This window comes from Mesorhizobium terrae (genome assembly GCF_008727715.1).
Classification (GTDB): domain Bacteria; phylum Pseudomonadota; class Alphaproteobacteria; order Rhizobiales; family Rhizobiaceae; genus Mesorhizobium; species Mesorhizobium terrae.
Map to the genome: position 1 here is coordinate 3,645,740 of NZ_CP044218.1, position 24,120 is coordinate 3,669,859.

Genomic DNA, 24,120 nt, shown 5'->3' on the forward strand with positions numbered 1-24,120 from the left:
CAGTTGTTAACAGGCAGGCGGGCAACCGCCTGCCTGTTTGCTTGAATAGCTTTTGAAAAACAAATAGTTATGATGAGCTTTCTTGCTCCCGTTGCCGTTACATCGGGTAAGAAAGCGTGATTTGGAACCTGCCTGACGGACCACTATCTTCCGCTGGCACTGAACGGTGGCGGGTATTTTTGGGGATGTGCCCCGCCAACCGAATGATCAAAGGCGCTACCAGAGAAGCCGACAGGCCGCGCCAAAAAGGGCACATGGGGATCAGTTTGCAGGACTACCAGACAACCCTGAAAGCGCGCGCGACATTGACCGGTATCGGCGTCCATAGCGGCACCACGGTCACCGTCCACTTTCTTCCCGCCGACGCCGACACCGGCATCGTTTTCCAGCTGACCGACGGCGACCAGCCGGCGCGCGAATTTCGTGCGCTCGCCTCCGAAGTCGGCGCCACCGACCTGTGCACCATGCTCGGCGACCCCGCCGGCCAGCACATCGCCACCGTCGAACATCTGATGGCCGCCGTGCTCGGGCTCGGCATCGACAATCTGGTCATCGAGATCGACGGCCGCGAGGTTCCCATTCTCGACGGATCGTCGATCCAGTTCGTGGAAGCCTTCGACCAGGCGGGCATCGAGGTCCTGGCGGTAAAGCGCCGCTTCATCCGCATCCTCAAGACCGTCCGCATCGAGAATGGCGCCTCCTGGGCCGAGTTCCGGCCCTATTCGGGCACGCGCTTCGAGGTCGAGATCGATTTCGAGAGCCCGGCCATCGGCCGCCAGAACTTCGCCACTGATCTGACCGCCGACACTTTCCGCCGCGAGATCGCGCGCGCCCGCACCTTCGGTTTCATGAAGGATGTGGAGCGGCTATGGGCGGCCGGCTACGCGCTCGGCTCCTCGCTCGACAATTCGCTGGTGATCGGCCACGACCACCACATCATCAATGTCGGCGGCTTGCGCTATCCCAACGAATTCGCGCGTCACAAGACGCTGGACGCCATGGGCGACCTGGCGCTGGCTGGCGCGCGTTTCATCGGCTGCTTCCGCTCCTATCGCGGCGGCCACCGGCTGAACGCTGCGGCGCTGCGCCGGCTGTTGTCGGACCGCAGTGCCTTCGAGGTGGTGGAAACGACGCGGCGTGGCCGCACCGGCGAAATGAACGCCATCAGCGCGCCGGTCTACGCTCCCTGGACGATCTGAACGCCACCGGCTTCCGGCAGCGTACGGCGCCTGTTGCGCGGACGCATCACCGGGTCGGCAAATTAGTGCGTGCCAATTCACGGCGGATTGCGCCACAAAATTGCACGATTGCAGGGCGATAGCGTTGCCGCGCGCGGCGGTTTTGGTTTATGGCTGCTCGCCGACGAAGGCAATGACGCCGAGAGGGCGAATTTCGATCATGTTTTTCAAACAGGCCGACCATCTGAAAGCGCCGGCAACGGCGACCCTTTTGGCACTTTCGATGCTTGCCGCGCCGCTCCTGCTTTCGGGCTGCATGTCCTCCGAAAAGGACATCGATCTGTCGACCTATGTCGACAACACCGAGCCGGGCGATGTGCTCTACAACCAGGCTCTCGCCAATCTGAACGCCGGCCGCCTCGATGAGGCGGCAAAGAAGTTCGCCGCCGTCGACCGTCAGCATCCCTATTCGGAATGGGCGCGCAAATCGATGGTGATGAGCGCCTTCACCAATTACCGCCAGGCCAATTACGATGACGCCATCAGCTCGGCCAAGCGCTACCTGACGCTTTATCCCTCGACCGACGATGCCGCCTACGCGCAGTACATCATCGGTCTCAGCTACTTCAAGCAGATCGAGGACGTCACCCGCGACCAGAAGGAAGCCAAGCTGACGATCCAGACCATGCAGGAACTGGTGACCCGCTGGCCGAATTCGGAATATGCCGAGGACGCCAAGGCTAAGATCCGCGTCGCCAACGATCAGCTCGCCGGCAAGGAAATGCAGGTCGGCCGCTATTATCTGGAGCGCAAGGAATATCTGGCCGCCATCAAGCGCTTCCGCACGGTGATCGAGAATTATTCCAACACCCGCCACATCGAAGAGGCTTTGGCCCGCCTGACCGAGGCCTATTATGCGCTGGGTCTCATCGACGAGGCGCAGACGGCGGCCGCCGTGCTTGGCCAGAACTATCCAGACAGCCAGTGGTACAAGGATTCTTACAAGCTGCTGCAGAGCAAGGGCCTGCAGCCGCGCGAGAATGCCGGCTCGTGGATTTCCAAGGCCGGCAAGCTGATCACCGGCGGCGCCTGATCGTCCTGCTGTCAAGATTGCGCGCCTGATGAGGGCGCGCATCAACCATCGTTGATGCTATAGAGCGCCGATGCTCTCCAGGCTATCGATTCGCGATATCGTCCTGATCGAACGGCTCGACATCGATTTCGCGCCGGGGCTTTCCGTTTTGACCGGCGAAACGGGCGCCGGCAAATCCATCCTTCTCGATGCGCTGTCGCTGGCGCTCGGCGCGCGCGGCGATGCCTCGCTGGTGCGCCACGGTGCCGCCCAGGGGCAGGTGACGGCGGTGTTCGACGTGCCGCGCAACCATCCGGCGCGCGAAATCCTGGCCGAGAACGCCATCGAGGACGACGGCGACATCATCCTGCGCCGCCTGCAGACGAGCGACGGGCGCACGCGCGTCTTTGTCAACGATCAGCAATCCTCCGTCACGCTGATGCGCGACATCGGCCGTGCGCTGGTCGAAATCCACGGCCAGCACGACGATCGCGCACTTGTCGATCCCGGCGCCCACCGCGATTTGCTCGACGCCTTCGCCGGTCATCTCGGCATCGTGCGCGCCACCAGCGAAGCCTGGCGATACTGGCGCGCCTGCGAGCAGGATCTGGCGCGCCACCGCGCCAAGGTGGAGGCTGCCGCCCGCGAGGCCGACTATCTGCGCGCCGCCGTCGCCGAGCTTTCCAAACTCGATCCGCAGCCGGGCGAGGAAACCGAACTGGCGGACCTGCGCACCACGATGATGCGGGCCGAAAAGATCGCCGCCGAGATCCACGACGCGCAGGACGTGCTGTCGGGCCAGTCCTCGCCGCTGCCGCAACTGGCCAGCCTGCTGAGGCGCCTGCAGCGCAAGGCCGGCGAGGCACCCGGCCTGCTCGAAGACGTGGTGAAATCGCTGGACGAGGCATTGATCTCGCTCGATGCCGCGCAATCGGGCGTCGAAGCGGCTTTGCGTGCCACCGAATACGATCCGCAGCGGCTGGAGAAGGCCGAGGAGCGGCTGTTTTCGCTGCGCGCCGCCGCGCGCAAGCACAATGTCACCGTCGACAATCTCGCCCAATTGCGTGACACGATGTCGGCCGATCTTGCCGATCTCGACGCCGGCGAGGAAAAGCTGCACGGCCTGGAAAAGCAGGCGGCGGTTTCGCGCGAGGCCTATGACCTTTCGGCGGCGCAACTGTCTGGCCTGCGCCATGCGGCGGCGACATCGCTCGCCAAGACGGTGATGGCCGAGCTGCCGGCGCTCAAGCTCGAACGCGCCGACTTCCTTGTCGAGATTTCCACCGAGGCGGACAACCGTCTGGAGGAAGGCATCGACCAGGTCGAATTCTGGGTGCGCACCAATCCGGGAACACGGCCGGGGCCGATGATGAAGGTTGCCTCCGGCGGCGAGCTGTCGCGTTTCCTGTTGGCGCTGAAGGTGGCGCTGGCCGATCGCGGCTCGGCGCCCACCCTGGTGTTCGACGAGATCGACACCGGTGTCGGCGGCGCGGTGGCCGATGCCATCGGCCAGCGGCTGGCCAGGCTGTCCAAGCGCGTGCAGGTTCTGTCGGTCACCCATGCGCCGCAGGTGGCGGCGCGCGCGGCGACGCATTTCCTGATTTCGAAATCGGGCGGCAGCGAGCGTGTCGCCACCGGCATTGCCGAGATGGATCGTCCCGCGCGCCAGGAAGAAATCGCGCGCATGCTGGCCGGCGCCACCATCACCGACGAGGCCCGCGCCGCGGCGGAACGGCTGCTCAGGGAAAATCTGGCTTCGTCCTAGATGAGCGGAGGGACCATGGCGTTCGCGATCAAGGCGGAAGTGAGTGACCCCCGGGCCAAGACGCTGACCTTTACGGCGCAAAAGACCATGTATGGCGGCAAGCGCATCGCGCCGGGCGATACGCTGTTTGTGTTCGCCAGCGAGAACGAGGGCGGGCAGGGGCTGATTGCGCGGGGCGTGGTCACCGCCGCCGAGGCGGTCGCGCGCAAGGCCGACGTCGAGCGGCAGACGCCACGGGTGAGCATCGCGGTGACCTGCACCGCCTTTGCCAGGCGGCCGCTGGGGCGCGGTGAGCTGAAGCGCTTCAAGGATTGGGACGACGGCCGGCCGGAGAGCGAGCTCAATTTCAAATTCTACCGCCAGGCCACCAACAAGATCGTCGGCATCTCCGACGAGACGGCGGCATTCCTGGACGGATTTTTCTGAGGCGGCCTGTCTTTTCCGTCCTTCGCGGCGACGGTGCCGCACGCGGCGGCGCAAGATGTGGATAGAAAACGCGGCGGTGCGCGCAAGTCCAAAGAAAGAACCCCGTCCCTTCAATCCCTTGCCGCAAACCGCACGAAAATCACGCCCGGATTTGCCCACACGTTCGGGGCTTGCACGACAATCGGCCCATCGCCCTCACGGGAACCTGGTGCGCACCGGGTATCAGGGAGGGCGCCGGTGCCGGACTGGCAGCGCTAACGGTGGCGCTGTCTGGTGACGAGCCCTAAGTCCGGGCCCTGGAAAAACCCGGCTGCCGCGAATGGCGGCTTTGAGGTCCGAAGTCTGCCGTCGCGAATGACGGCGAGGTCGGTCCGGGGCAAGAACACTGGCGGGGCGCCCGGAAGGCGCCACGTACTGTTTGCTAAGAGGCACCGACCCGGCGCCCCGCTTCCCACCTCCCGCAAGGGAGCATTTCTCGGCAAAGGCCAGACGGAGATTTCCGGGTGTGGCAGTGGTGATGCGCGCCCCTCTTGAACCCGCACCCCCGGTCCGGCCATAGTCCGCAGCCGAAGCAGCCACGGAAATTGCCATGTCCTCTCTCTCCGAAAAAGACGTCGAAACGCTTGACCTGGAGGAGGCGGCCGCCGAGCTGAAACGACTGGCCGGCGAGATCGCCGAACATGACCGGCGCTACCACGCCGAGGACGCGCCGACGATCTCGGACGCCGACTATGACGCGCTGCGCCGCCGCAACCTCGCCATCGAGGACCGGTTCCCGGCCCTGGTTCGCGAGGATTCGCCGTCGCTCAGGGTCGGCGCGCCGCCGGCGGAAGGCTTCGCCAAGGTGCGCCATGCCGTGCCGATGCTCAGCCTCGCCAAGGCCTATACGGACCAGGACGTGGTCGACTTCCTCGATCGCGGCCGGCGGTTCTTCGAGCGCGACAAGGACCTCGACATCGCCTTCACGGCGGAACCGAAGATCGACGGGCTGTCGGCGTCTTTGCGTTACGAGAACGGTGTGTTCGTGCAGGGCGCGACACGTGGCGACGGCACGGTGGGCGAGGACATCACCGCCAATCTGAGGACGATCGCCGACATTCCGCACCGGCTGAAGGGCACAGGCTGGCCCGAAACCATCGAGATACGCGGCGAGGTCTACATGACCTATGCGGAATTCGAGGCGCTCAAGCAGCGCTCGGCGGCCGCCGGCGGCCAGGACTATGTCAATCCGCGCAACACGGCGGCCGGCTCGTTGCGCCAGAAGGATGCCTCCGTCACCGCCAGCCGCAACCTCAATTTCTTCGCCTATGCCTGGGGCTACACCACCGAGGACCCGGCGCCGACGCAGTATGAGGCGGTGCGGAAATTCGCCGAATGGGGGTTCAGGATAAGCCCGCTGATGGTGCGGGCGAAATCGGTCGACGACCTGATCGCCCAGTACAAGCTGATCGAGGAACAGCGCTCGTCGCTCGGCTACGACATCGACGGCGTCGTCTACAAGGTCGACCAGCTCGAATTGCAGCGTCGCTGGGGTTTCGTCACCGGCGAGCCGCGCTGGGCCGTCGCCCACAAATTCCCGGCCGAGCAGGCAACGACCACGGTCCACAAGATCGATATCCAGGTCGGCCGCACCGGCACGCTGGCGCCGGTGGCGCGGCTGGCGCCGGTCACGGTCGGCGGCGTCGTCGTCGAGAACGTCACGCTGCACAACGAGGATTACATCAAGGGCTTCGATTCGAACGGCGAGCCGATCCGCGAGGGCAACGACATTCGCGTCGGCGACACCGTCGTGATCCAGCGGGCGGGCGACGTCATCCCGCAGATCGTCAGCGTCGTCATCGACAAGCGGCCGGCGAACGCGGTGCCTTATGAATTCCCGCATACCTGTCCGGTCTGCGGCTCGCCGGCGACGCGCGAGATCAACGAGAAGACCGGCAAGGAGGATTCCCGCCGTCGCTGCACCGGCGAACTGATCTGCGCGGCGCAGGCGGTGGAGGGGCTGCGCCATTTCGTGTCGCGCGGCGCTTTCGATATCGAGGGGCTGGGCTCGGAGAACATCGACCTGTTCTTCAACGCCGGGCTGGTCAAGACGGCCGCCGACATCTTCACGCTGAAAGACCGGCGCACTGACGTCCAGCAGGCCCTGTTCGAGCGGCGCGAGGCGCAGGCGCGCGAGCGCGAGGCGGCGAAAGGCACGGCCCGCAAGAAGGTGCTTACGGCCGAGGAGCGCACCTATGAGGGGCTGGACAAGCTGTTTGCGGCCATCGACGCGCGCCGCGAGCCCGAACTCGACCGCTTCATTTTCGCGCTCGGCATCCGCCACATCGGCGAGACGACGGCGGCGGTGCTGGCCCGCACCTTCTCGACCATCGAGGAACTGATCCGCGTCGGCAAGGAGACGGCAGCCGCCGAGGATCCGCATACGGTGTTCCCGTCGGTCAACGGCATCGGCGACACGGTGATCGGCGCGCTGCGCGATTTCTTCGGCAATGAGCGCAATGACGAGGTGCTGGATGCGCTTTTGGCACAGGTGCACCCCAAGCCCTATGTCGTGACGGTTTCGGCCGACAGCGTCGTTGCCGGCAAGACGGTGGTGTTCACCGGGTCGCTGGAGAAGATGACGCGCTCGGAGGCCAAGGCGATGGCCGAGCGGCTGGGCGCCAAGGTGGCGGGCTCGGTTTCGGCCAAGACCGACCTCGTCGTGGCCGGCCCCGGCGCCGGTTCCAAGCTGAAAGCCGCGACCGATCTCGGCATCGAGGTGATCGACGAGGACAGCTGGTTGGAACGCGTCGGCAGGAGCAGCTGATGTCGGCCGTGTTCACCGGCTTCGGCCAGAAGGCCATTCCGTTCCTCAAGGCGCTGGATTTCCACCAGAACCGGGAGTGGTTCCACGAAAACCGCGACCTGTTCGAAAAGGAGCTGCGCGAGCCGCTCGGCGATCTGGTCGAAACGCTGACCGAGCGGTTTGGCGCCGCCGGCCTCGGCCTGCGCGGCGACCGCAAGAAGTCGCTGTTCCGCATCAACCGGGACGTGCGCTTTTCGAAGGACAAAAAACCCTACAACACCCATGTCTCGGCCATTCTGTCGCCGGACGGCACCAAGTCGGATTTGGGTGTTTTCTTCTTCTATCTCGGGCTCGACGCCTGTTTTGCCGCCGTCGCCTGGTGGCAGCCGGACGCCGCATTGCTGCAGGCGCTGCGGCGAGCCATCGAAACCCGGCCCGCTGAATTCCGCAAGCTGGTCGCAGCACTTGGCAAGGGCGGGTTGGAGTTCGGCACGCAAGGCGCGATGAAGCGCATGCCGCGCGGCTTCGAGCATGTCGTGGATGCCGATCTCGCCGCGGCCATCCGCAACCGCCATTTCGTCGTTCGCCAGACTATCGATCCCGCCGACATTCACACGCCGGCGCTGGCCGACCAGCTCGCAGCCTTCGCGGTTCACGCCAGGCCGCTGCTTGACTGGGGCAGGGCCATTCAGGGAAGCGTAGCGCCGCAATGAACGGCCCGACCTATCATTTTCGCTGATCGTTTGGCTCAAGCGAATTGGTGTGACAACCAGCCGCCGGCTACCTAAATACGGCCTTCCACAGGAGAGGCCGATGTCGTCGCAAGCGATCGCCGAAAGGTCCCGGGCCAGCGAATTCTGGCAGGGCGTGCGGCTGAGCACGCCGGTTGTCGTGGCTTCGGCGCCGTTCGCCATGCTGTTCGGGGCGCTTGCCGTCGACAATGGTTTTTCGGTCGTCGAGGCGATTTTGATGAGCGCCACCGTCTATGGCGGCGCCAGCCAGATGGTCGGCATCGAGCTGTTCGGCCAGCATGTCGCGCCCTGGCTGATCGTGCTTTCGATCTTCGCCGTCAATTTCCGCCACGTGCTTTATTCGGCCGGCATCGGCCGGCGCATCGCCCATTGGCCGGTCGTGCAGCAGGCGCTCGGCTATTTCATCCTGACCGATCCGCAATACGCCATCTCGGAACGCAAGGCTGAAAGCGGCGAGACGGTCAGCTTCATCTGGTATCTGGGGCTCGGCCTGCCGGTCTATGTGTTCTGGGTGGTCGAGACCGCGCTTGGCGCCTATTTCGGCAAGCTGATCACCAACACCCATTCGCTCGGCATCGACTTCCTGCTGCCGATCTATTTTTTCGGTCTGGTCATGGGTTTCCGCAAGCGGCCGCTGTGGCTGCCGGTGGTGGCGGTCAGCGCGGTTGCCTCGATCATCGCCTACAAGACCGTCGGCTCGCCCTGGCATGTCTCGATCGGCGCGGTCGCCGGCGTGCTGCTCGCCGTCATCCTGCCGCCGCACCATAGCGGCGTCGGCGTCAAGCCTGGCGACGAGATGGAGGAACAGCCGTGAGTTCGACCTTCTGGATCATCATCGCGGCGGCGATTGCAACATACCTTACCCGGGTCGGCGGCCATTTGGTCATCTCGCGCTTCGAGCGTGTGCATCCGCGCGTCGAGGCCGGGCTGAATGCGGTGCCGGCCGCGGTGCTTACCACGCTGGTGGCGCCGGCGGTGCTTGGCGCCGGTCCGGCCGAATGGGCGGCGCTCATCGTGGCAGGGGCCGTCTCGCTGCGCGGCGGGCTGCTGTCGATGTTCTTGGCGGGCGCCGCGGTGCTGATCTTGGCGCGCCAGTTCGTGGCGTAAGCACCTTTCCACTGGGGGAAGGTTGGTGCCTTACAGCGGTGCCGTGGCCTTTTCCAGCCAGGCCAGCGTCTCGCCATCCACCATCGGTCCGATCTCGGCCAGGACGCGGGCGTGATAGGCATCCAGCCATTCAAGCTCGGCCTTGGTCAGGAGATCGGCGCGGATCAGCCGGCGGTCGATGGGTGCGAGCGTCAGCGTCTCGAAGTTGTGCATGGCGATGTCGCCGCCTTCGATTTCCTCCGCCGGCGTGACGATGATCAGGTTCTCGATGCGGATGCCGTAATGGCCTTCCTTGTAATAGCCCGGCTCGTTGGACAGCATCATGCCGGCCAGAAGCTTCTCCGTGCCGGTGCGGGCGATGCGCTGCGGGCCTTCATGCACGGCGAGGTAGGAGCCGACGCCATGGCCGGTGCCGTGGGCGTAATCGCAGCCATGCTGCCACAGGGCCATGCGGGCGACGGCGTCGATCTCGGAACCGCGCGTGCCGGCCGGGAAGCGCAGCATCGAAATGCCGATCATGCCCTTGAGCACCAGCGTGAAGCGTTCGCGCATCTCTTCCGACGGCTTGCCGATGGGGACGGTGCGGGTGATGTCGGTGGTGCCGTCCTGATATTGCGCACCGGAATCGAGCAGGAACAGCTCGTCCTTTCCTAGCTTGCGGTTGGTCTCGGTGGAGACGCGATAATGCATGATGGCGCCATTGGGGCCAGCGCCCGAAATCGTGGCGAAGGACACATCGCGCAGCGACATCTGGGTTTCCTCGCCGGTTTTGCGGCGTACCTCTTCCAGCCGCTTGACGACGGTGATCTCGTCGAGCGTGCCTGGCTTCTGGCGCTCCAGCCAGCACAGAAGCTTGGCCACGGCGGCGCCGTCACGGCGATGCGCGGCGCGGCTGCCGGCGATCTCGGCCTGGTTCTTGGTGGCACGCGGGATGCGGGCGGGGTCGGCGGCGGCAATGACGGTGCCGCCATTGTCCTCGACCAGCATACGCAGCCGGTCGGCGGCGAGAACCGGGTCGAGCGCGACCTTGGCGCCGCCTTTTGCGAGGGCCACGACAGCGCCCTCGAATTCGGCTGGTTCGTGCAGATCGCTGAGCTGGGTGAGATAGGCGGCCACGGTGCGCGAAAACTTGCGGCTGTCCATGAACAGCTGGTGCTTGCCGTTGGCCGCCAGGATGGCGAAGCCGAGCGCCAGCGGGGTGTGGGGCACGTCGCCGCCACGGATGTTGAAGGCCCAGGCGATGGAGGAGGGGTCGGTCAGCACGGCATGAGTAGCGCCGTCCTTCTCGATCGCTGAAGCCAGTCTCGCCAGCTTGTCCTTGGCGAGTTCGCCGGCGAAGGATTGGGGATGCAGTTCGACCGGTGCGATCGGCGCATCGGGCTGGTCGTCCCAGATGAGATCGATCGGGTTCGCGGTCACCGGAACCAGTTCAGCACCGGACCTTGCCGCGCCTGCCTTCAGCGCCTTCACTTCAGCGATGGTGTGCAGCCAGGGATCGAAGCCGAGCCGTGCGCCCTTGCCGAGGTTCTCCGAAATCCACGAAGCGGGCGGATTGTCGATCAGGCTCTCGATGACGAAGATGTCGAGATCGACCTCGGCGCGCACCTGCAGCGTGTAGCGGCCGTCGACGAAGACGAAGGCACGGTCGCCGAGCACGATGGCGACGCCGGCCGAGCCGCTAAAACCGGTCAGCCAGCGCAGCCGCGCCGAGCGCTCGGGCACATATTCGCCCTGATGCTCGTCGGCGCGCGGCACCATGAAGCCGTCGAGGCCGTTGTCGGCCAGCCATCGGCGCAGCCTGGCAACGCGCGGCTTGCCCACGGTGGGATCGCCAGCGGGGTCGAAGGTCTGGAACATGGGCTAAAACCTGCGGGCTATTGGATTGCGTGGCCGGACCGTAACCGCATGGCCGATGCCTGACAATCGGCGCGGTGTGGTCCAGAAGTCTGGAGCGGGATGCGTGGCTATGTCAGCGCTTCATGTGGATGGTCACCCAGCCTTCGCGATGGGTGGTGCGTACATGGCGGAACTGCTGGCCGGCATAAGCCGCCACCACGGCGTCGCGCTGGCGGTCCAGAATGCCGGACAGCACGATGGAGCCGCCAGGGGCCAGGTATTTCGCCATTTCCGGTGCCAGTTTCATCAGCGGCCTGGCCAGGATATTGGCGACGATCAGGTCGAAGGGGGCACGGGCGGCAAAGACCGGGTGATGGAAACCAGGCGCGGTCACCGCCTCGACCAGCGACGAAACCTGGTTCAGCCGCGCATTGGCGACGGCGACCTCGATGGCGACAGGGTCGATGTCGGTGGCCAGAACCGGGATATGGGCGAGGCGCGCGAGCGCGATGGCCAGCACGGCGCTGCCCGTGCCGAGATCAAGCGCATTGCGCGGCTTTTCGCGGATCGCCACCCGCTCCAGCATAGCGAGGCAGCCGGCGGTGGTGCCATGGTGACCGGTGCCGAAGGCAAGGCCCGCCTCGATCTCGATGGCGATGTCGCCGGCGTGGCGCATCTGGCGGTCATGCGCGCCATGGACGAGGAAGCGCCCGGCGCGCACCGGTTTCAGCCCATCCAGCGAACGTGCCACCCAGTCGACATCCGGCAACACCTCGCGCTCGACCGGCCTGGACAGGCCAAGCGAGGCTAGCTCGGTCTTCAGGCGGGCCTCGATCGGCTCGATGTCGCCATCGGCGTAGAGCGAAACTTCGTGCAGGTCCCGATCCTCGTCGAGTTCCAGCACGGCGATCGGCAAGCCGTCCTCCTCGAACACCAGTTCGAGAGCGGCGAAGACGCGGTCGGCCTCGGCCTTGGAAGCGGTCAGAAAAAGGCGCGTCTGGCCCATGGGCACCTGTCTTGCGGCTCGGCCGCGTTAAAGGATCTTGCTTAGCCGTCTTTGGCCAGCCGCTTCAATTTGGCAAGTGCGGCGTCCGGGTTTTCCTCATAGGCGATGGTGCCGAAGAAGTCGCCCTTGCGGTTGAGCATCAGCACGGAAGCGGTGTGGTCCATGGTGTAGTCGCCGCCGCTGGTCTCGACCCGCTTGAAATAGATGCCGAACGACTTCGCCATGGCGCGCACCTTGTCGGGATCGCCGGTGATGCCGACGATGCGGTCGGAGAAATTGCCGACATAGGCCTTGATGACGTCAGGCGTGTCGCGCTCCGGATCGATGGAGACGAAGTAGGCCTTGATGTTCTTGCCGTCGTCGCCCAGCGTCTTCAGCCAGCCGGAGAGTTCGAACAGCGTGGTCGGGCACACTTCCGGGCAATGGGTGAAGCCGAAGAACAACACGGTCGGCTGGCCGCGGAAGGCCGCTTCGGTGACGGGCTGGCCGGTCTGGTCGGTCAACGCGAAGGGCGCGCCGAAGGGTTGGCCGCCATAGTGGCCGCGATACCAGTCGAAGGTCAGCCAGCCGATGCCGGCGGCCATGAGCACGAGAATGCCGATGAGGATTGAGCGCATCATGGGAAGGGTCCGGGCAGAAGTTCGTTTGCGGTTTCGGTAGCCGGTCCGTTTTCAGGACTTGCACGGCGAGACCATGTTCGGCGGCGACATTATCGCCTTGCCGAAACGAGCGCAAAGTGCGTCATTGCCGCAACCTGGACTGCGGACCGCCTTGCAAGCAGCAGGTGGCGGGCCCAAGTGAAGGTGGCATCAACGTAGCCAAGGAGGCTTTCTTGCTTCACAGCACGACGCGAAAACTGATTGGCGGGGCGCTGGTCGGCTCGCTGCTCGTCGCCGCCGGCGCGACCTTTGCCCAGGAGGTCGGCAAGGTCGGTGTCGACTGGTTGGGCAACGACATCATCGTGGAAGCCATCAAGGACCCGAAGGTCGAAGGCGTGACCTGCCACGTTTCCTATTTCGATCGCGGCGTCATCGACCGGCTGCAGAAAGGCAACTGGTTCGAGGACCCGTCGGACTCGGCCATTTCCTGCCAGCAGACCGGGCCGCTCAGCATCGGCGACATCGACCTCGGCAAGGGTGGCGAAGAGGTGTTCAAGCAGGGCATCAGCCTGATCTGGAAGAAGCAGGTGGTGAACCGCATCTACGACAAGGCCAACAACACGTTGGTCTACCTGTCGCATTCGCGCCAGGTGCAGAACGGCTCGGCCAAGATGGCGATCTCGACGGTGCCGCTCTACAACCAGAACGTCGCCTGGAAGAACGGCAAGCCGCAATAGCCCGGCTTGCGAGGTCTGGCTGCCCGGCGTAAAGCCGGGTCATGGACCGCAACGACCAACTCGTGCCGAAGGATCGGGAGCCTCGCATCCACCCGACCGCGGAGCTGAAATCCTGTCGCCTCGGCCGCTATTCGGCCATAGGCGAGCGCGTCGTGCTGCGCGAGGTGACGGTCGGCGACTTCTCCTATTTCGAGCGCCATGCCGAGGCCATCTACACCAGCATCGGCAAGTTCTGCTCCATCGCAGCCAACAGCCGCATCAATGCGCTGGAACATCCGATGGAGCGGCTGACCACGCACAAGGTCAGCTACCGGCCGAACGAGTATTTCCGCTGGCTGGGCGTCGACAACGGTTTCCGCGAGCGGCGCCGGGCGAGGCCGGTGACGATAGGCCATGACGTCTGGGTCGGCCATGGCGCGGTGATCCTGCCGGGGGTGAGCATCGGCAACGGTGCGGTGATAGGCGCCAATGCCGTCGTATCGCATGATGTGCCGGCCTATATGATCGTCGCCGGCGTGCCGGCGAGGCCGCTGCGCCGGCGCTTCAGCGAGGAGATTGCCGCGCGCATCGAGACGCTGTCCTGGTGGGACTGGCCACCGGAGGTGCTGGCCAGGGCTGTTCCGGACATGCAGGCGCTCGCCATCGAGGCCTTTCTCGACCGCTGGGAACGGGAAGCCTAGGCCGGCTTCAGGTCATTTTCACCAGCACCTCGTCTCAGTTCTTAACCATGAGTGTTTGCGCGGAGATATCGCGCAAGCTCAATTTGGTGTTCGCGGTAACCATTCTTGGTAACCAAATTATTTAACGTAAAACATTAAAGTTAAAAATTGGAAAACATCGTGTATTCCTAAATTACACTTCGCTCATACTTGTGTAGTTTGTGATCATGTGTACTATCAATCCTCAGAGGTACTGATGAAGAGGCGCAAGTAAACACTGTTGTAACAAGGAGAGAAGTCATGAAGAAATTCGCGATTGTACTCACTGCCGCAGTTGTTTCGTTTTCAACCGTCAGCGCTTATGCCGGCGGCTTCGGTTCCCACGGCAACAGCAACAACTCGGGCGGTGGGCTCATCAACATTTCCCCCGGCATCGCCCTGGGAGACATCGGCATCCTGAACGGCTCGCCGATCCTCAGCGGCAACAACACGCAGGTCGGTGGTATCCTGAACGGCGTGGGCGTCGGCATCCTGGGTGTCGGCACCGGTCTCAGCAAGGTCACCAACACCATTCTCGGCGGTGGCAACACTTATAAGCTCGGCAAGCACTGAGCATCAGGGGCGGTTTGCCTGAACAAGGCAATCCGGGGGGCGGGAGGGTTTTGCAGCCCTTCCGCTTTTGCCTTTTCAGGATTTGAGGATCATCCGATCATCTGAGCGCGCGATGCTGGTTTGCCCGGCGCGCATATTGGCGGTCAGATCTTGGCGCGCAGCGCGATAAAAGTATCGACGGTGTTCTCACGCACGTCGATCACCGTCTTGAAGGTGCGGGTCACATCCACCCGCAGCACCACGGCGGCGCGGGCGCTCGCGTCATAGGTAGCTTCCGCGTAGAAGATGCGCTTGCGCTCCACATTCTCCCACAAAAGATTGCGCTTGAACTCGCAGGCAACACCAGAGGCGAGCTTCAGGTCCTCGCGCAGCTTATAGCCGACCTCGAATTCGCCGCGGTTGACCCAGGAAGCGAGCGGGTCGTCGCTGTCGGCGGTTTCGTAACGGCCGTACCATGTGCCGCGCAGGTCGAAACCCTTTGGCAAAGGCTTGGCGAAGGTGAGCTGCCAGGCCGGTCGGATGCGCGAATAGGTGTCGTCGGCGCCATGCAGCAGCTCAGCGCCCAGCGCGAGGCCCGCAGTGGCGCCGCCAGCCCCGACATAAGTGATCTCGCCACGCAGGCCGTATTGGTTGAGCGAAACGCCAACCGGCGGACTGCCGAGCCGCTCGACGGCGATGCGCAGCGCCGTCGCCTGGACGCCCAGGGTGAACTGACCGAGCGTACGCACCAGTTTGATCGCGACCTGCGCGTTGCGCTTGTCGGGGTCGAGCTTGCTGGGCAGGAAGATGTCGTTCTCGAAATGCGTGAGGCCGGCTTTTTCGAAGCTGGTCGTGGCGTCGACGATGAGCGCGGTGGCGTTGCCGAGGTCCAGGCCGACCTGCACCTGGCCACTCACCACCTGCTTCAGCGTGCGGGTGCCGATCACGACGGGGCCGAAGTCGATATGGTCGCCCTTGGTGGTGGCGTTGTAGGCGAGGGTGCCGCGCAGTTCGAGGCCGCCGGCGAGGCGACGGAAAGCCTGCACCTGTACGCCGCCGGCGCGGTCGTCCTCGATGGTGACCTCGTCATGGCGCGTCGCTTGGCCTTCGGCGTTCAGCGAAACATAGGCGTCCTCGTCGCCCCATTTGCGGAAGAAAGTGCCGCGCAGCAGGGAATACCAGTCGGCGACTGGCTTATCGCTCCGCATCGCATTGGTGGTGTAGTGACGCTCGATGCTGGTGGTGATGGTTGGCTGCAGCGCCTCGCCAGCGCGGGCTGGGGTGCCGGCCAAGCCGAATGCGACGCTGGCGGTCAAGATCAGCGATCCGCCCAGCGCCCTTGCCGTCATTTGTGCCCAGGTCCCGCCAGTGTTTCGGGCATGATGGCATCTCCAGATACCAGACCCCTTCCGCCTGCTAGTGCGAAGCGGAAGGGGCCCGAGGTACCGCTCAAGGCGGAAGAGCAGACATCATTGCCTGCAAGTTCAAATTTTGCATAGAATCCATAAAAATATATTACCGTGTTATTATATACAGAACTTAAGATGTATTCGTTCTGATCTCGGAGAGTTCAAGAACGCGCGGCCGCGTGCTGAAAACTGTACGCTGTACTGCTTTTCGAGATGAAGTAGAAGTGTGCGCTGCACAATGGACTTGGTGTTGCCGCGATCCGCCGGTAGAAGGGGCGCATCGGCATATCATGGGCCTCGACGAAACATTGACCGACTGGCTGGAGATCCTGAAACAGGAAACCGCGACCGGCGAGCGCATGAGTCGCGAGGTGCCGGAGATGCTCACGCATCCCGAGATCAGCGAGCAGCAGGTCAGGACTCTGTTTTCGGCGCTCGAGAAGCAGGTCGATTTCGCTGAGAAGCTCAGGCTAGCCCTGGAAAAGTTCGACCACGACTTTCCCGTCATCACCGCCGCGGAGCGGCTCGAAGAACGCTATGCCGATCTCGCTGCTACCGTGGCGGAGAAGCTGAAGGCGATGCGGCGCTAGCCTTGTTTTTCGTGCAGCTGTCGTTCGAAGCGTTTGTCGGGCACGAACCACATGGCGGCGACACATACGTAAAGCGCGAGGCCGAGCCACTGGTTGACGAAGGCGAGCGCGACCGCCGCCAGATAGATGACCACCGAGAGCTTGCCCTTCAGGTCATTGCCCAGCCCGCGCGCGAAGGCGGTCTGTGGTCCGTGCAGCCGGCGAAGGGCGGTGACCAGCAGCCAGTAGGCTATGCCGCACAGCACCAGGTCGATGCCGTAGACGGCGACCGGGACCGGCGCGAAATGGTTCTCGCCCATGAAGGCGGTGGTTGCCGGCATCAGCGACAGCCAGAACAAAAGATGCAGGTTCGCCCATAAAACGCGGCCGTCCACCCGTTCCACCGTGTGGAACATGTTGTGCAGGTTGTTCCAGTAGATGCCGACATTGACGAAGGACAGCACGTAGGACAGGAAGATCGGCCACTGCGGCACCAGCGCCGAGAAGGTTTCGCCTTCGGGCACTTTCAGTTCCAGCACCATGATGGTGATGATGATGGCGACGACGCCGTCGGTGAATGCTTCGACGCGGCCTTTGCCCATGCTCTCTCCCGCTGCAGCCTATGGTAGAATCAGCTGCAAGCCATCATAGAGCGGCCAGGCTAGGCTAGGAAAGGTTCAGACGCCGCGACCATTGTCGGCGACGGTGGCCGCCTTGCCGCGCGAACTGCCGCCCACTACCACCAGCCGCTTGATCTTGCCCTGCTTGAAGGCGGCGAGGAAGCGCTTGTAGTCCTTGAAGGCAACGCAGCCATGCGACTGCGCGCGGCCGCCGCGCAGCAGATAGGAATGCGCGAGCAGGCCGGTGCGGCCATGCTTGGTCTTGCCGTCGGTGGGGGTGAGGCGGATCGCCTCGACGCCGTGGAACAAGGATTCCCGCATCGACAGATTGTAGGTGTCGGGCGGCGTCGGGCCGCGCATCTTCTGGTTCACGTAGCGGACATTGTCGGCCATTTCGCCAATGCCGGAATGCGCCTCCAGCCTGGAGCCATCGGGCATGGTGACGGTGGCGGAGGCGATGTCGTAGACGGCGGTACCGTTGCCGGCACGGGCGCTGGAGCCGGGCGAAGAGAACAGGTTGCGGAACGCTTGGCCAAGACCGCCGCTTTCCGCCGGATTGTCCGGTCGCGCATAGGCGAGCACCGGCTGCGACGGTTGGGTGATGCGCTTCGGCTTCGGGGCCGGTGGGGTCACGGGCTGAGGTGTCGCCTCGGCACGGCGCGGCTTTTCTTCCGCCTTCGGGCGCTCTTCGGCGCGAGGGCGATAGACCGGCAGCGGTCCGCTGTCCGGCACGGCGGCGAAAGCGGGCGCGTCGGTCTGGCCGGGATCGGCCAGCGCGATCTCCTGATCACCACTGTCGTCCTGCTGGTCGGGCAGCACCAGGCTCGCCACCAGAACATCGCGCACGGCGGCGTCGGGCGTCGGCGATGGCTCGGCGAAACCGAGCTCGACATTGGACGGGCCAGAGAGCGCGAGCGCAACGCGCGCGGCGCGTTCCGGCTCGGCGAGCTGCGGGCCGAAACGATCGGCGTCGGGCGTTGCGGAAATCGATGCGGTTGCGGCGAAGCGTTCACCGAGCGGGGCGTTCGCCACCAAAGCGGCAGCGGCTGCCGTCTTGGCCTTTTCCGCCATCGCCAGCTTCTCTGCCTCGGCCTGCCGTCGGAATTTCGCCCATTCGCGCGCGACAAGCGCTTGTTTGAGCTTGGACGCCGCTTCGCCACCGCGCGGATCGACCATGGCGGTGCTGGCACGCACGGGCATGAAATGCGCATTGGCGCGGATCGAAGTGGCGGCCGAATAGGCGCCCGCGACGGTTGCCAGCGACCATAGCGCAAGGGCAACACCCGCGCCGGGGATGGCCACCCAGGCGACTAATTTGCCCGAGCGGGCGAGGATTTTTTTCAGACCGTTTGCGGAACCGCCGCCCCGGACTACTTCACGCGCGAACGCCATGCCAACCGAACTTCTTTCAATCGGCGCTACACGTGGAAACCGCGCTACCCATTCGCCCGCCGGGAGGCCGGCGAAGCGGCGCGTTCCATTGCCGATCGTCTCAAAGGATGGACAAAGATGGTTAACCAATCCCTGTGATGCCCCTCTTTGGATTGGAGCCCGCCGCGACAAACCCTCCTAAAAAGGCAAGAAAGCGGCAAAAACGCCACATGGCAAGGATTTTTGTCCGATTCACCCAAAGAAAATGACGTTAGGGAAGGGCGTGGAAGCGGCCCGCGCAGGAGATGAAAAGCCAAGTGCATGGCGTTTCAAGCTTCGAATGCGGCGCGTTTCCGGGAGGCCGGGCGCAGACATCACCGACCCTCGGCGATGGCTTGGATCGTCGAGGCTTGGCGAAGTTCACCAAGCCTCTTCAGGCGCTTGCGGCAAGCGCTTCTGTCTGTTTGAGCTTGTTGGCCGGGTTAAAAATTGAACGCGTTCGGCGGTTTCTCACACCGCCGTCACGAACCCGTCCAGCACCTTCTTCTGGCCGGCGCGGTCGAAATCGATGGTCAGCTTGTTGCCGTCGATCGCGGAAATATTGCCGTTGCCGAACTTCTGGTGGAAGACGCGGTCGCCGACCTTGAAGGCCGATGGCTGGTCGGCGACGGACTTCGCCACCAATTCACCCTCGATGGTGCGGCCCTTCACCGAAGTGCGGCCGGCGCCGTAGCCGGAATCGACCTCGCCATAGCCGATGCGCTCGACCTGGTGGCCGCTGCGCGTGCCCCAATTGCGGCTGGTCGCCTCGGTGCGGTTTTGTTGCGCGCGTGCCCAACCGGGCGTGGCATAGCTGTTGGAGAAGGCGCCGCCCTGGCCCCTTTCTTGTCCGGCTGCGCCGCCTTTCTGGTCGCCACGGCCGGCAAAACCGCCGGACGGCGAGCCGAGGCTGTCGAAGCGCGAGGCGCCGTAAGGGTTCTGGCGTCCGGCTGAAAAACCGCCGCGCCCGGAAGCGAAGGCACCGCCGCCATAAGGATTGCCGTAGCCGCCATAGTTCGAGCCACCGCCCTCCTGCACCTCGACATGGGCTTCCGGCAATTCGTCGAGGAAGCGCGACGGGATGGTCGATTGCCACAGCCCGTGAATGCGGCGGTTGGAGACGAACCACAGATGCAGGTTCTTCTTGGCGCGGGTGAGGCCGACATAGGCCAGCCGCCGTTCCTCTTCCAGGCCCGAGCGGCCGCCTTCGTCCAGCGCGCGCTGGTGGGGAAACAGGCCTTCCTCCCAGCCGGGCAGGAACACGGTCTCGAACTCCAGCCCCTTGGCCGAATGCAGGGTCATGATCGAGACGGCGTCGAGACCCTCATTCTGCTCGGCGTCCATCACCAGCGCGACATGTTCGAGGAAGGCGCGCAGCGATTCATACTCCTCCATGGAGCGGATCAGCTCCTTGAGGTTTTCGAGACGACCCGGCGCGTCGGCCGAACGGTCGTTCTTCCACATGTCGGTGTAGCCGCTCTCCTCGAGAATTGTCTCGGCGAGTTCGGTGTGCGGCGTGGTGTCGAGCAGGCTTTGCCAACGGGCGAAGTTGGCGGCGACCTCGCGCAAGGCGGCGCGCGGCTTCGGCTTCAGTTCGTCGCTTTCGGCGAGCTTGCCGGCGGCCTCCAGCATCGGAACGCGCAGCGCGCGCGCCGTGTCGTGGATCTGGCGGATGGTGGCGTCGCCGAGGCCGCGCTTCGGCACGTTGACGATGCGCTCGAAGGCAAGGTCGTCGGCGCCCTGGGCGACGACGCGGAAGAAGGCCATGGCGTCGCGGATTTCCTGGCGCTCGTAGAAGCGCGGGCCGCCGATGACACGGTAGTTGAGGCCGATCTCGATGAAGCGATCCTCGAAGGAGCGCATCTGGAAGGAGGCGCGCACCAGGATGGCCATGTCGTTCAGCTTGTGGCGGTCTCGCTGATAGGCCTCGATGGTCTCGCCGACGGCGCGTGCTTCTTCGTCGGAATCCCAGGCGGCGTGCACATTGACCTTGGGGTCTTCCGGGTCGGGCCGGTCGGTGAACAGCGTCTTGCCGAGGCGGCCTTCATTGTGGGCGATGAGATGGGCGGCGGCACCCAGGATATGGGCGGTGGAGCGGTAGTTGCGCTCCAGGCGGATGACGGTGGCACCCGGAAAATCCTTCTCGAAGCGCAGGATGTTGTCCACCTCGGCGCCGCGCCAGCCATAGATCGACTGGTCGTCGTCGCCGACGCAGCAGATGTTGACGAGGTTTCTTTCCCTCTCCCCGTTCACGGGGAGAGGGTGGTCCGCAGGACCGGGTGAGGGGCGGGAGCTCGCCTCGGAGACGTTTGCGCCGCCCCTCATCTGCCTGCCGGCATCTTCTCCCCGTGAACGGGGAGAAGAGGGCTGTTTCGGTCGCTGCGCGAGCAGCCTGAGCCACATGTACTGAGCGGTGTTGGTGTCCTGGTATTCGTCGACGAGGATGTATTTGAACTTGCGGTGGTACTCGGCCAGCACGTCGTGATGCTGGCGGAAGATGCGGATCGGGTGCAGCAACAGGTCGCCGAAGTCGCAGGCGTTCAGCGTGGTCAGCCGGTCCTGATAGGCACGGTAGAGCTCGCGGCCACGGCCATTGGCAAAGGCGCGCGCATCGCCTTCCGGAATCTCGTCGGGGCCGAGACCCTTGTTCTTCCAGCCGTCGATCATCTGCGCGAAGGTGCGCGGCGCCCAGCGCTTGTCGTCCAGCCCCTCGGCCTGGATCAGCTGCTTGATCAGACGGATGACGTCGTCGGTGTCGAGGATGGTGAAGTCCGAGCGCAGGCCGGCAAGTTCGGCATGGCGGCGGAGCAGCTTGACGCCGATGGAGTGGAAGGTGCCCAGCCACGGCATGCCCTCGACCGCCTCGCCGACGAGGATGCCGACGCGCTGCTTCATCTCGCGCGCGGCCTTGTTGGTGAAGGTGACGGCTAGGATCTGCGAAGGGAAGGCGAGGCCCTGGCTGAGGATATGGGCGATGCGGGTGGTGAGCACGCGTGTCTTGCCGGTGCCGGCGCCGGCCAGCACCAGCACGGGACCTTCGGTGGTTTCCACCGCCTGGCGCTGCTCGGGGTTCAGCCCCTTCAGATAGTCGGGCGGGTTGTTGTGGCCCTGGCGGGCGGCCATGGCGCGGGCGGCGATGCCGGAGGGGCCTGACTGTGGTGCGGGTGCACGCGCGCTGTCGAAACGCGGAGCATCGTCCTCGTCGAAGAAGGGCATGTCGTGGGGGTCGCCGGCCATTTCGCCTCCGAATGTAGTGATTCGGGCGAGAAAGGCCAGCAATGTTCACACACTGTTCCCTAATTTGGCGGGTTTGCGGGCCATTGACGCCACCAGCAGGATGCGGCTAGCGTCGATTACGGCTCGACGCAGCCGGCAGTCCGCGCCCCGAAATGGGTATGGCGAATGCGTCGCGACACTTCAGTCTGGTCCTTGTCCCTTGGGGCGAAGGCGCCGGCAATGCGGACCCCGGTGAAGCCTGAGCGCCCTGACGAGAAGGATCGCATTATGCGCACATTCCTGGATGCCAAGGCGATGGCGAAAGCCATGCGCGAGACGCTTGCCGTCAAGAAAATCGACATTTCCCATTCCGAGGCGCTGGAGATCGTTGCCTGCCAGTTCGGCCTCGACAATTGGAACATCCTGTCCGCCCGGATCGAAGACAGAGCCGGGCAGGCGGGGGCACCGGCCGCCGATGCAGGCGATATCACCTTCGAACAGGCGGTTCCGATCGTGCGTATCTTCGACGTCGCCAAGGCGCACGAGTTCTATCTCGGCTTCCTCGGTTTCACGGTGGATTGGGAGCATCGCTACGGCGATAATTTCCCGCTCTACACGCAGGTATCCCGGGCAGGCCTCAGGCTGCATCTGTCCGAACATTCGGGCGACGCCAGCCCGGGCGGCAACATGGTCGTCTATATGAGCGGCGTCGAGGCCTTCCAGCGCGAACTGGCGGCGAAGGACTACCGCTACATGAAGCCCGGGCTGGAAAAGGTCGACGACCGGCTGGAGGTCGAGGTCATCGACCCGTTCGGCAATCGCATCCGTTTCATGCAGATCGTGACGGCCGGCTGACCGGCAGTACCGCTGCGGTTCAGAGCTGTGGCCGGAAGGCATGGCCTTCCGGCTTCTTGCGCCCTTTTTCTTCTAGAGGCCGAGCTGACTCTTGAGGCCCGGCACGGAATCCAGCACCTGGCTGGTCAATTGCGGACCGGCGGCGGTTTTCGCCTGCTGGATCAGCGTGGCGGCGGCCTGCTGGATCTGCGCCATGCTGAGGCCGGTCGATTCCAGCTGCGCGACGCCGTTGACCAGCGCGCCGGCCTTGCCACCGAGGATGCCGCCGAGCGCCGACTGCAGCGAACCGAGCAACCCGCCGCCACCGCTGGCGGGAGCCGCGCTCATCACGTCATATTGCTGGGCGAGCTGGTCGGCGCCCGGCAGCTTGGCGAACCACGGCTCGACCGTGGCGGCGTCGACTTCATGCTGGATGACCGACAGGATGGTGCCGACCACCTTTTCCGTCGTCGGCTGGTCTATGCTGGTTTTCTGCGCAATCGTATTCACAACGTCCTGGGCATTCATGGGGCTCACCTTTCGCCATATCCGTGCCCGTTGCGCGGGCTCCGGCAAAGCATGGAATGGTCGCTCGGACGAGGCCATTCACTTCGTCGTGATTCGACGCTCTGGACGGGCTCCTTATTCTGGCCGGCGTTGACCGCGGGAGTATGACATGACCAGGCCGGCCATCACCCAGGCGATGATCGACGCCTATGACGAATACACGCATCTGACGCTCGACCGTCGCGGCTTCATGGACAAGCTGACCCGCTTGGCCGGCTCCGGCGCCGCGGCTGCCGTCATCGCGCCGCTGCTGTCGGCCAATGCCGCGGCGGCATCCATCGTCGCGGCCGACGATCCGCGCGTGAAAGCGCAGGATATTACCTATCCCGGCAGCAATGGCGCCGTGAAAGCCTATCTGGTGCGGCCTGCGAAACAGGACGGCAAGGCAGGCACGGTTGTCGTCGTGCACGAGAACCGGGGCCTGAACGAGCATATCCGGGACATCGCGCGTCGCGTCGCTCTGGAAGGTTTCGTCGCGCTGGCGCCGGACCTTCTGTCGTCGCTCGGCGGTACGCCGGACGACGAGGACAAGGCGCGCGAGATGATCTCGCAGCTTGATGCCGACCGCACGGTTACCGACGCGGCGGCGTCTATCGCTTTCTTGAAGGCCGACGCCAATGGCAAAGTCGGTGCGATCGGCTTTTGCTGGGGCGGCGGCATGGTCAACCAGATGGCGGTCCACGCGCCGGACCTTGCGGCCGCCGTCGCTTATTACGGCATGCAGCCGAAGGCCGAGGACGTGCCCAAGATCAAGGCGTCGCTGCTGTTGCATTATGCCGGCCTGGACGAACGCATCGACGCCGGCATCGACGCCTTCCGCGCGGCGCTCGACGCCAACAAGAAGGATTACAAGATTTTCGTCTATGACGGCGTCAACCACGCCTTCAACAACGATACGTCGGCGGCGCGCTATGACAAGAAGGCGGCGGATCTCGCTTGGGAGCGCACCACCACCTTCCTGAAGCAAAAACTCGCCTGAACG

General features: G+C 64.4%; 22 protein-coding genes. 14 read left to right on the plus strand and 8 right to left on the minus strand.

Translation table 11 applies throughout. From position 1 onward, the window contains the following. Positions 1-254 precede the first annotated feature (254 nt). The 8 genes from lpxC (at position 255) to FZF13_RS18795 (ending at position 9,085) form a co-directional block, all read left to right on the plus strand. On the plus strand, positions 255-1,199 hold the full coding sequence (gene lpxC / locus FZF13_RS18760) for a UDP-3-O-acyl-N-acetylglucosamine deacetylase (protein ID WP_024923427.1): 945 nt from the start codon (positions 255-257) through the stop codon (positions 1,197-1,199). Positions 1,200-1,398: 199 nt separating this feature from the next. Beyond that, the gene (locus tag FZF13_RS18765) at positions 1,399-2,271 is read left to right on the plus strand and encodes an outer membrane protein assembly factor BamD (RefSeq protein WP_024923426.1); all 873 of its coding nucleotides are present in this window, start codon (positions 1,399-1,401) and stop codon (positions 2,269-2,271) included. Positions 2,272-2,341: 70 nt separating this feature from the next. Continuing rightward, positions 2,342-4,015 (plus strand): DNA repair protein RecN, encoded by a 1,674-nt coding sequence (recN, locus tag FZF13_RS18770; RefSeq protein ID WP_024923425.1) that lies wholly within the window; start codon positions 2,342-2,344, stop codon positions 4,013-4,015. A gap of 15 nt (positions 4,016-4,030) precedes the next feature. Next, a complete protein-coding gene (locus tag FZF13_RS18775) occupies positions 4,031-4,441 on the plus strand; it encodes a hypothetical protein (RefSeq protein ID WP_024923424.1) in 411 nt (136 codons plus the stop codon). Between the two features lie 589 nt (positions 4,442-5,030). After that, complete coding sequence (ligA, locus tag FZF13_RS18780) at positions 5,031-7,247, plus strand: NAD-dependent DNA ligase LigA (RefSeq protein WP_024924431.1); 2,217 nt, start codon at positions 5,031-5,033, stop codon at positions 7,245-7,247. Continuing rightward, entirely contained in the window at positions 7,247-7,939 is a 693-nt protein-coding gene (locus tag FZF13_RS18785) for a DUF2461 domain-containing protein (protein ID WP_024924432.1), read from the plus strand. The genes ligA and FZF13_RS18785 overlap by 1 nt, the downstream gene beginning before the upstream one ends. A gap of 100 nt (positions 7,940-8,039) precedes the next feature. After that, complete coding sequence (locus FZF13_RS18790; protein WP_024924433.1) at positions 8,040-8,792, plus strand: AzlC family ABC transporter permease; 753 nt, start codon at positions 8,040-8,042, stop codon at positions 8,790-8,792. Further along, entirely contained in the window at positions 8,789-9,085 is a 297-nt protein-coding gene (locus FZF13_RS18795; protein WP_024924434.1) for an AzlD family protein, read from the plus strand. Before FZF13_RS18790 ends, FZF13_RS18795 begins: the two co-directional genes overlap by 4 nt. Before the next feature lie 30 nt (positions 9,086-9,115). On the opposite strand, the gene FZF13_RS18800 is transcribed toward FZF13_RS18795, so the two are convergent. The 3 genes from FZF13_RS18800 to FZF13_RS18810 form a co-directional block, all read right to left on the minus strand. Then, on the minus strand, positions 9,116-10,942 hold the full coding sequence (locus tag FZF13_RS18800) for an aminopeptidase P family protein (protein WP_024924435.1): 1,827 nt from the start codon (positions 10,940-10,942) through the stop codon (positions 9,116-9,118). A 112-nt stretch (positions 10,943-11,054) separates the two neighbouring features. Further along, positions 11,055-11,927 (minus strand): 50S ribosomal protein L11 methyltransferase, encoded by an 873-nt coding sequence (locus FZF13_RS18805; protein WP_024924436.1) that lies wholly within the window; start codon positions 11,925-11,927, stop codon positions 11,055-11,057. Positions 11,928-11,968: 41 nt separating this feature from the next. Then, a complete protein-coding gene (locus FZF13_RS18810) occupies positions 11,969-12,547 on the minus strand; it encodes an SCO family protein (protein WP_024924437.1) in 579 nt (192 codons plus the stop codon). A 212-nt stretch (positions 12,548-12,759) separates the two neighbouring features. Between FZF13_RS18810 and FZF13_RS18815 the strand changes: the two genes are divergently transcribed. From FZF13_RS18815 to FZF13_RS18825, 3 genes are all read left to right on the plus strand, one after another. After that, entirely contained in the window at positions 12,760-13,263 is a 504-nt protein-coding gene (locus FZF13_RS18815) for a CreA family protein (RefSeq protein WP_036255056.1), read from the plus strand. A 41-nt stretch (positions 13,264-13,304) separates the two neighbouring features. Then, a complete protein-coding gene (locus FZF13_RS18820; RefSeq protein WP_024924439.1) occupies positions 13,305-13,943 on the plus strand; it encodes a DapH/DapD/GlmU-related protein in 639 nt (212 codons plus the stop codon). 279 nt (positions 13,944-14,222) lie between these two features. Continuing rightward, the gene (locus FZF13_RS18825) at positions 14,223-14,534 is read left to right on the plus strand and encodes a hypothetical protein (protein WP_024924440.1); all 312 of its coding nucleotides are present in this window, start codon (positions 14,223-14,225) and stop codon (positions 14,532-14,534) included. Between the two features lie 143 nt (positions 14,535-14,677). Here the strand turns inward: FZF13_RS18825 and FZF13_RS18830 are convergent, their stop codons facing one another. Beyond that, the gene (locus FZF13_RS18830; RefSeq protein WP_137900515.1) at positions 14,678-15,829 is read right to left on the minus strand and encodes a hypothetical protein; all 1,152 of its coding nucleotides are present in this window, start codon (positions 15,827-15,829) and stop codon (positions 14,678-14,680) included. A gap of 401 nt (positions 15,830-16,230) precedes the next feature. On the opposite strand from FZF13_RS18830, the gene FZF13_RS18835 reads away from it, so the two are divergent. Continuing rightward, positions 16,231-16,512: a hypothetical protein gene (locus tag FZF13_RS18835; RefSeq protein ID WP_024924442.1), complete on the plus strand. Its 282-nt coding sequence runs from the start codon at positions 16,231-16,233 to the stop codon at positions 16,510-16,512. Here the strand turns inward: FZF13_RS18835 and FZF13_RS18840 are convergent. From FZF13_RS18840 to FZF13_RS18850, 3 genes are all read right to left on the minus strand, one after another. Next, positions 16,509-17,093, minus strand: a complete 585-nt coding sequence (locus tag FZF13_RS18840) for a TMEM175 family protein (protein ID WP_024924443.1) — start codon at positions 17,091-17,093, stop codon at positions 16,509-16,511. The genes FZF13_RS18835 and FZF13_RS18840 overlap by 4 nt on opposite strands. A 75-nt stretch (positions 17,094-17,168) precedes the next feature. Next, positions 17,169-18,503: a DUF2778 domain-containing protein gene (locus FZF13_RS18845; RefSeq protein WP_024924444.1), complete on the minus strand. Its 1,335-nt coding sequence runs from the start codon at positions 18,501-18,503 to the stop codon at positions 17,169-17,171. A 489-nt stretch (positions 18,504-18,992) separates the two neighbouring features. Next, complete coding sequence (locus tag FZF13_RS18850) at positions 18,993-21,758, minus strand: ATP-dependent helicase (RefSeq protein ID WP_024924445.1); 2,766 nt, start codon at positions 21,756-21,758, stop codon at positions 18,993-18,995. A gap of 267 nt (positions 21,759-22,025) precedes the next feature. Between FZF13_RS18850 and FZF13_RS18855 the strand changes: the two genes are divergently transcribed. Further along, complete coding sequence (locus FZF13_RS18855) at positions 22,026-22,592, plus strand: glyoxalase superfamily protein (protein WP_024924446.1); 567 nt, start codon at positions 22,026-22,028, stop codon at positions 22,590-22,592. Between the two features lie 72 nt (positions 22,593-22,664). On the opposite strand, the gene FZF13_RS18860 is transcribed toward FZF13_RS18855, so the two are convergent. Then, complete coding sequence (locus FZF13_RS18860) at positions 22,665-23,099, minus strand: hypothetical protein (RefSeq protein WP_024924447.1); 435 nt, start codon at positions 23,097-23,099, stop codon at positions 22,665-22,667. Positions 23,100-23,247: 148 nt separating this feature from the next. On the opposite strand from FZF13_RS18860, the gene FZF13_RS18865 reads away from it, so the two are divergent. Next, positions 23,248-24,117, plus strand: coding sequence for a dienelactone hydrolase family protein (locus tag FZF13_RS18865; RefSeq protein WP_024924448.1), 870 nt, complete (start codon positions 23,248-23,250; stop codon positions 24,115-24,117). Positions 24,118-24,120: the final 3 nt, after the last annotated feature.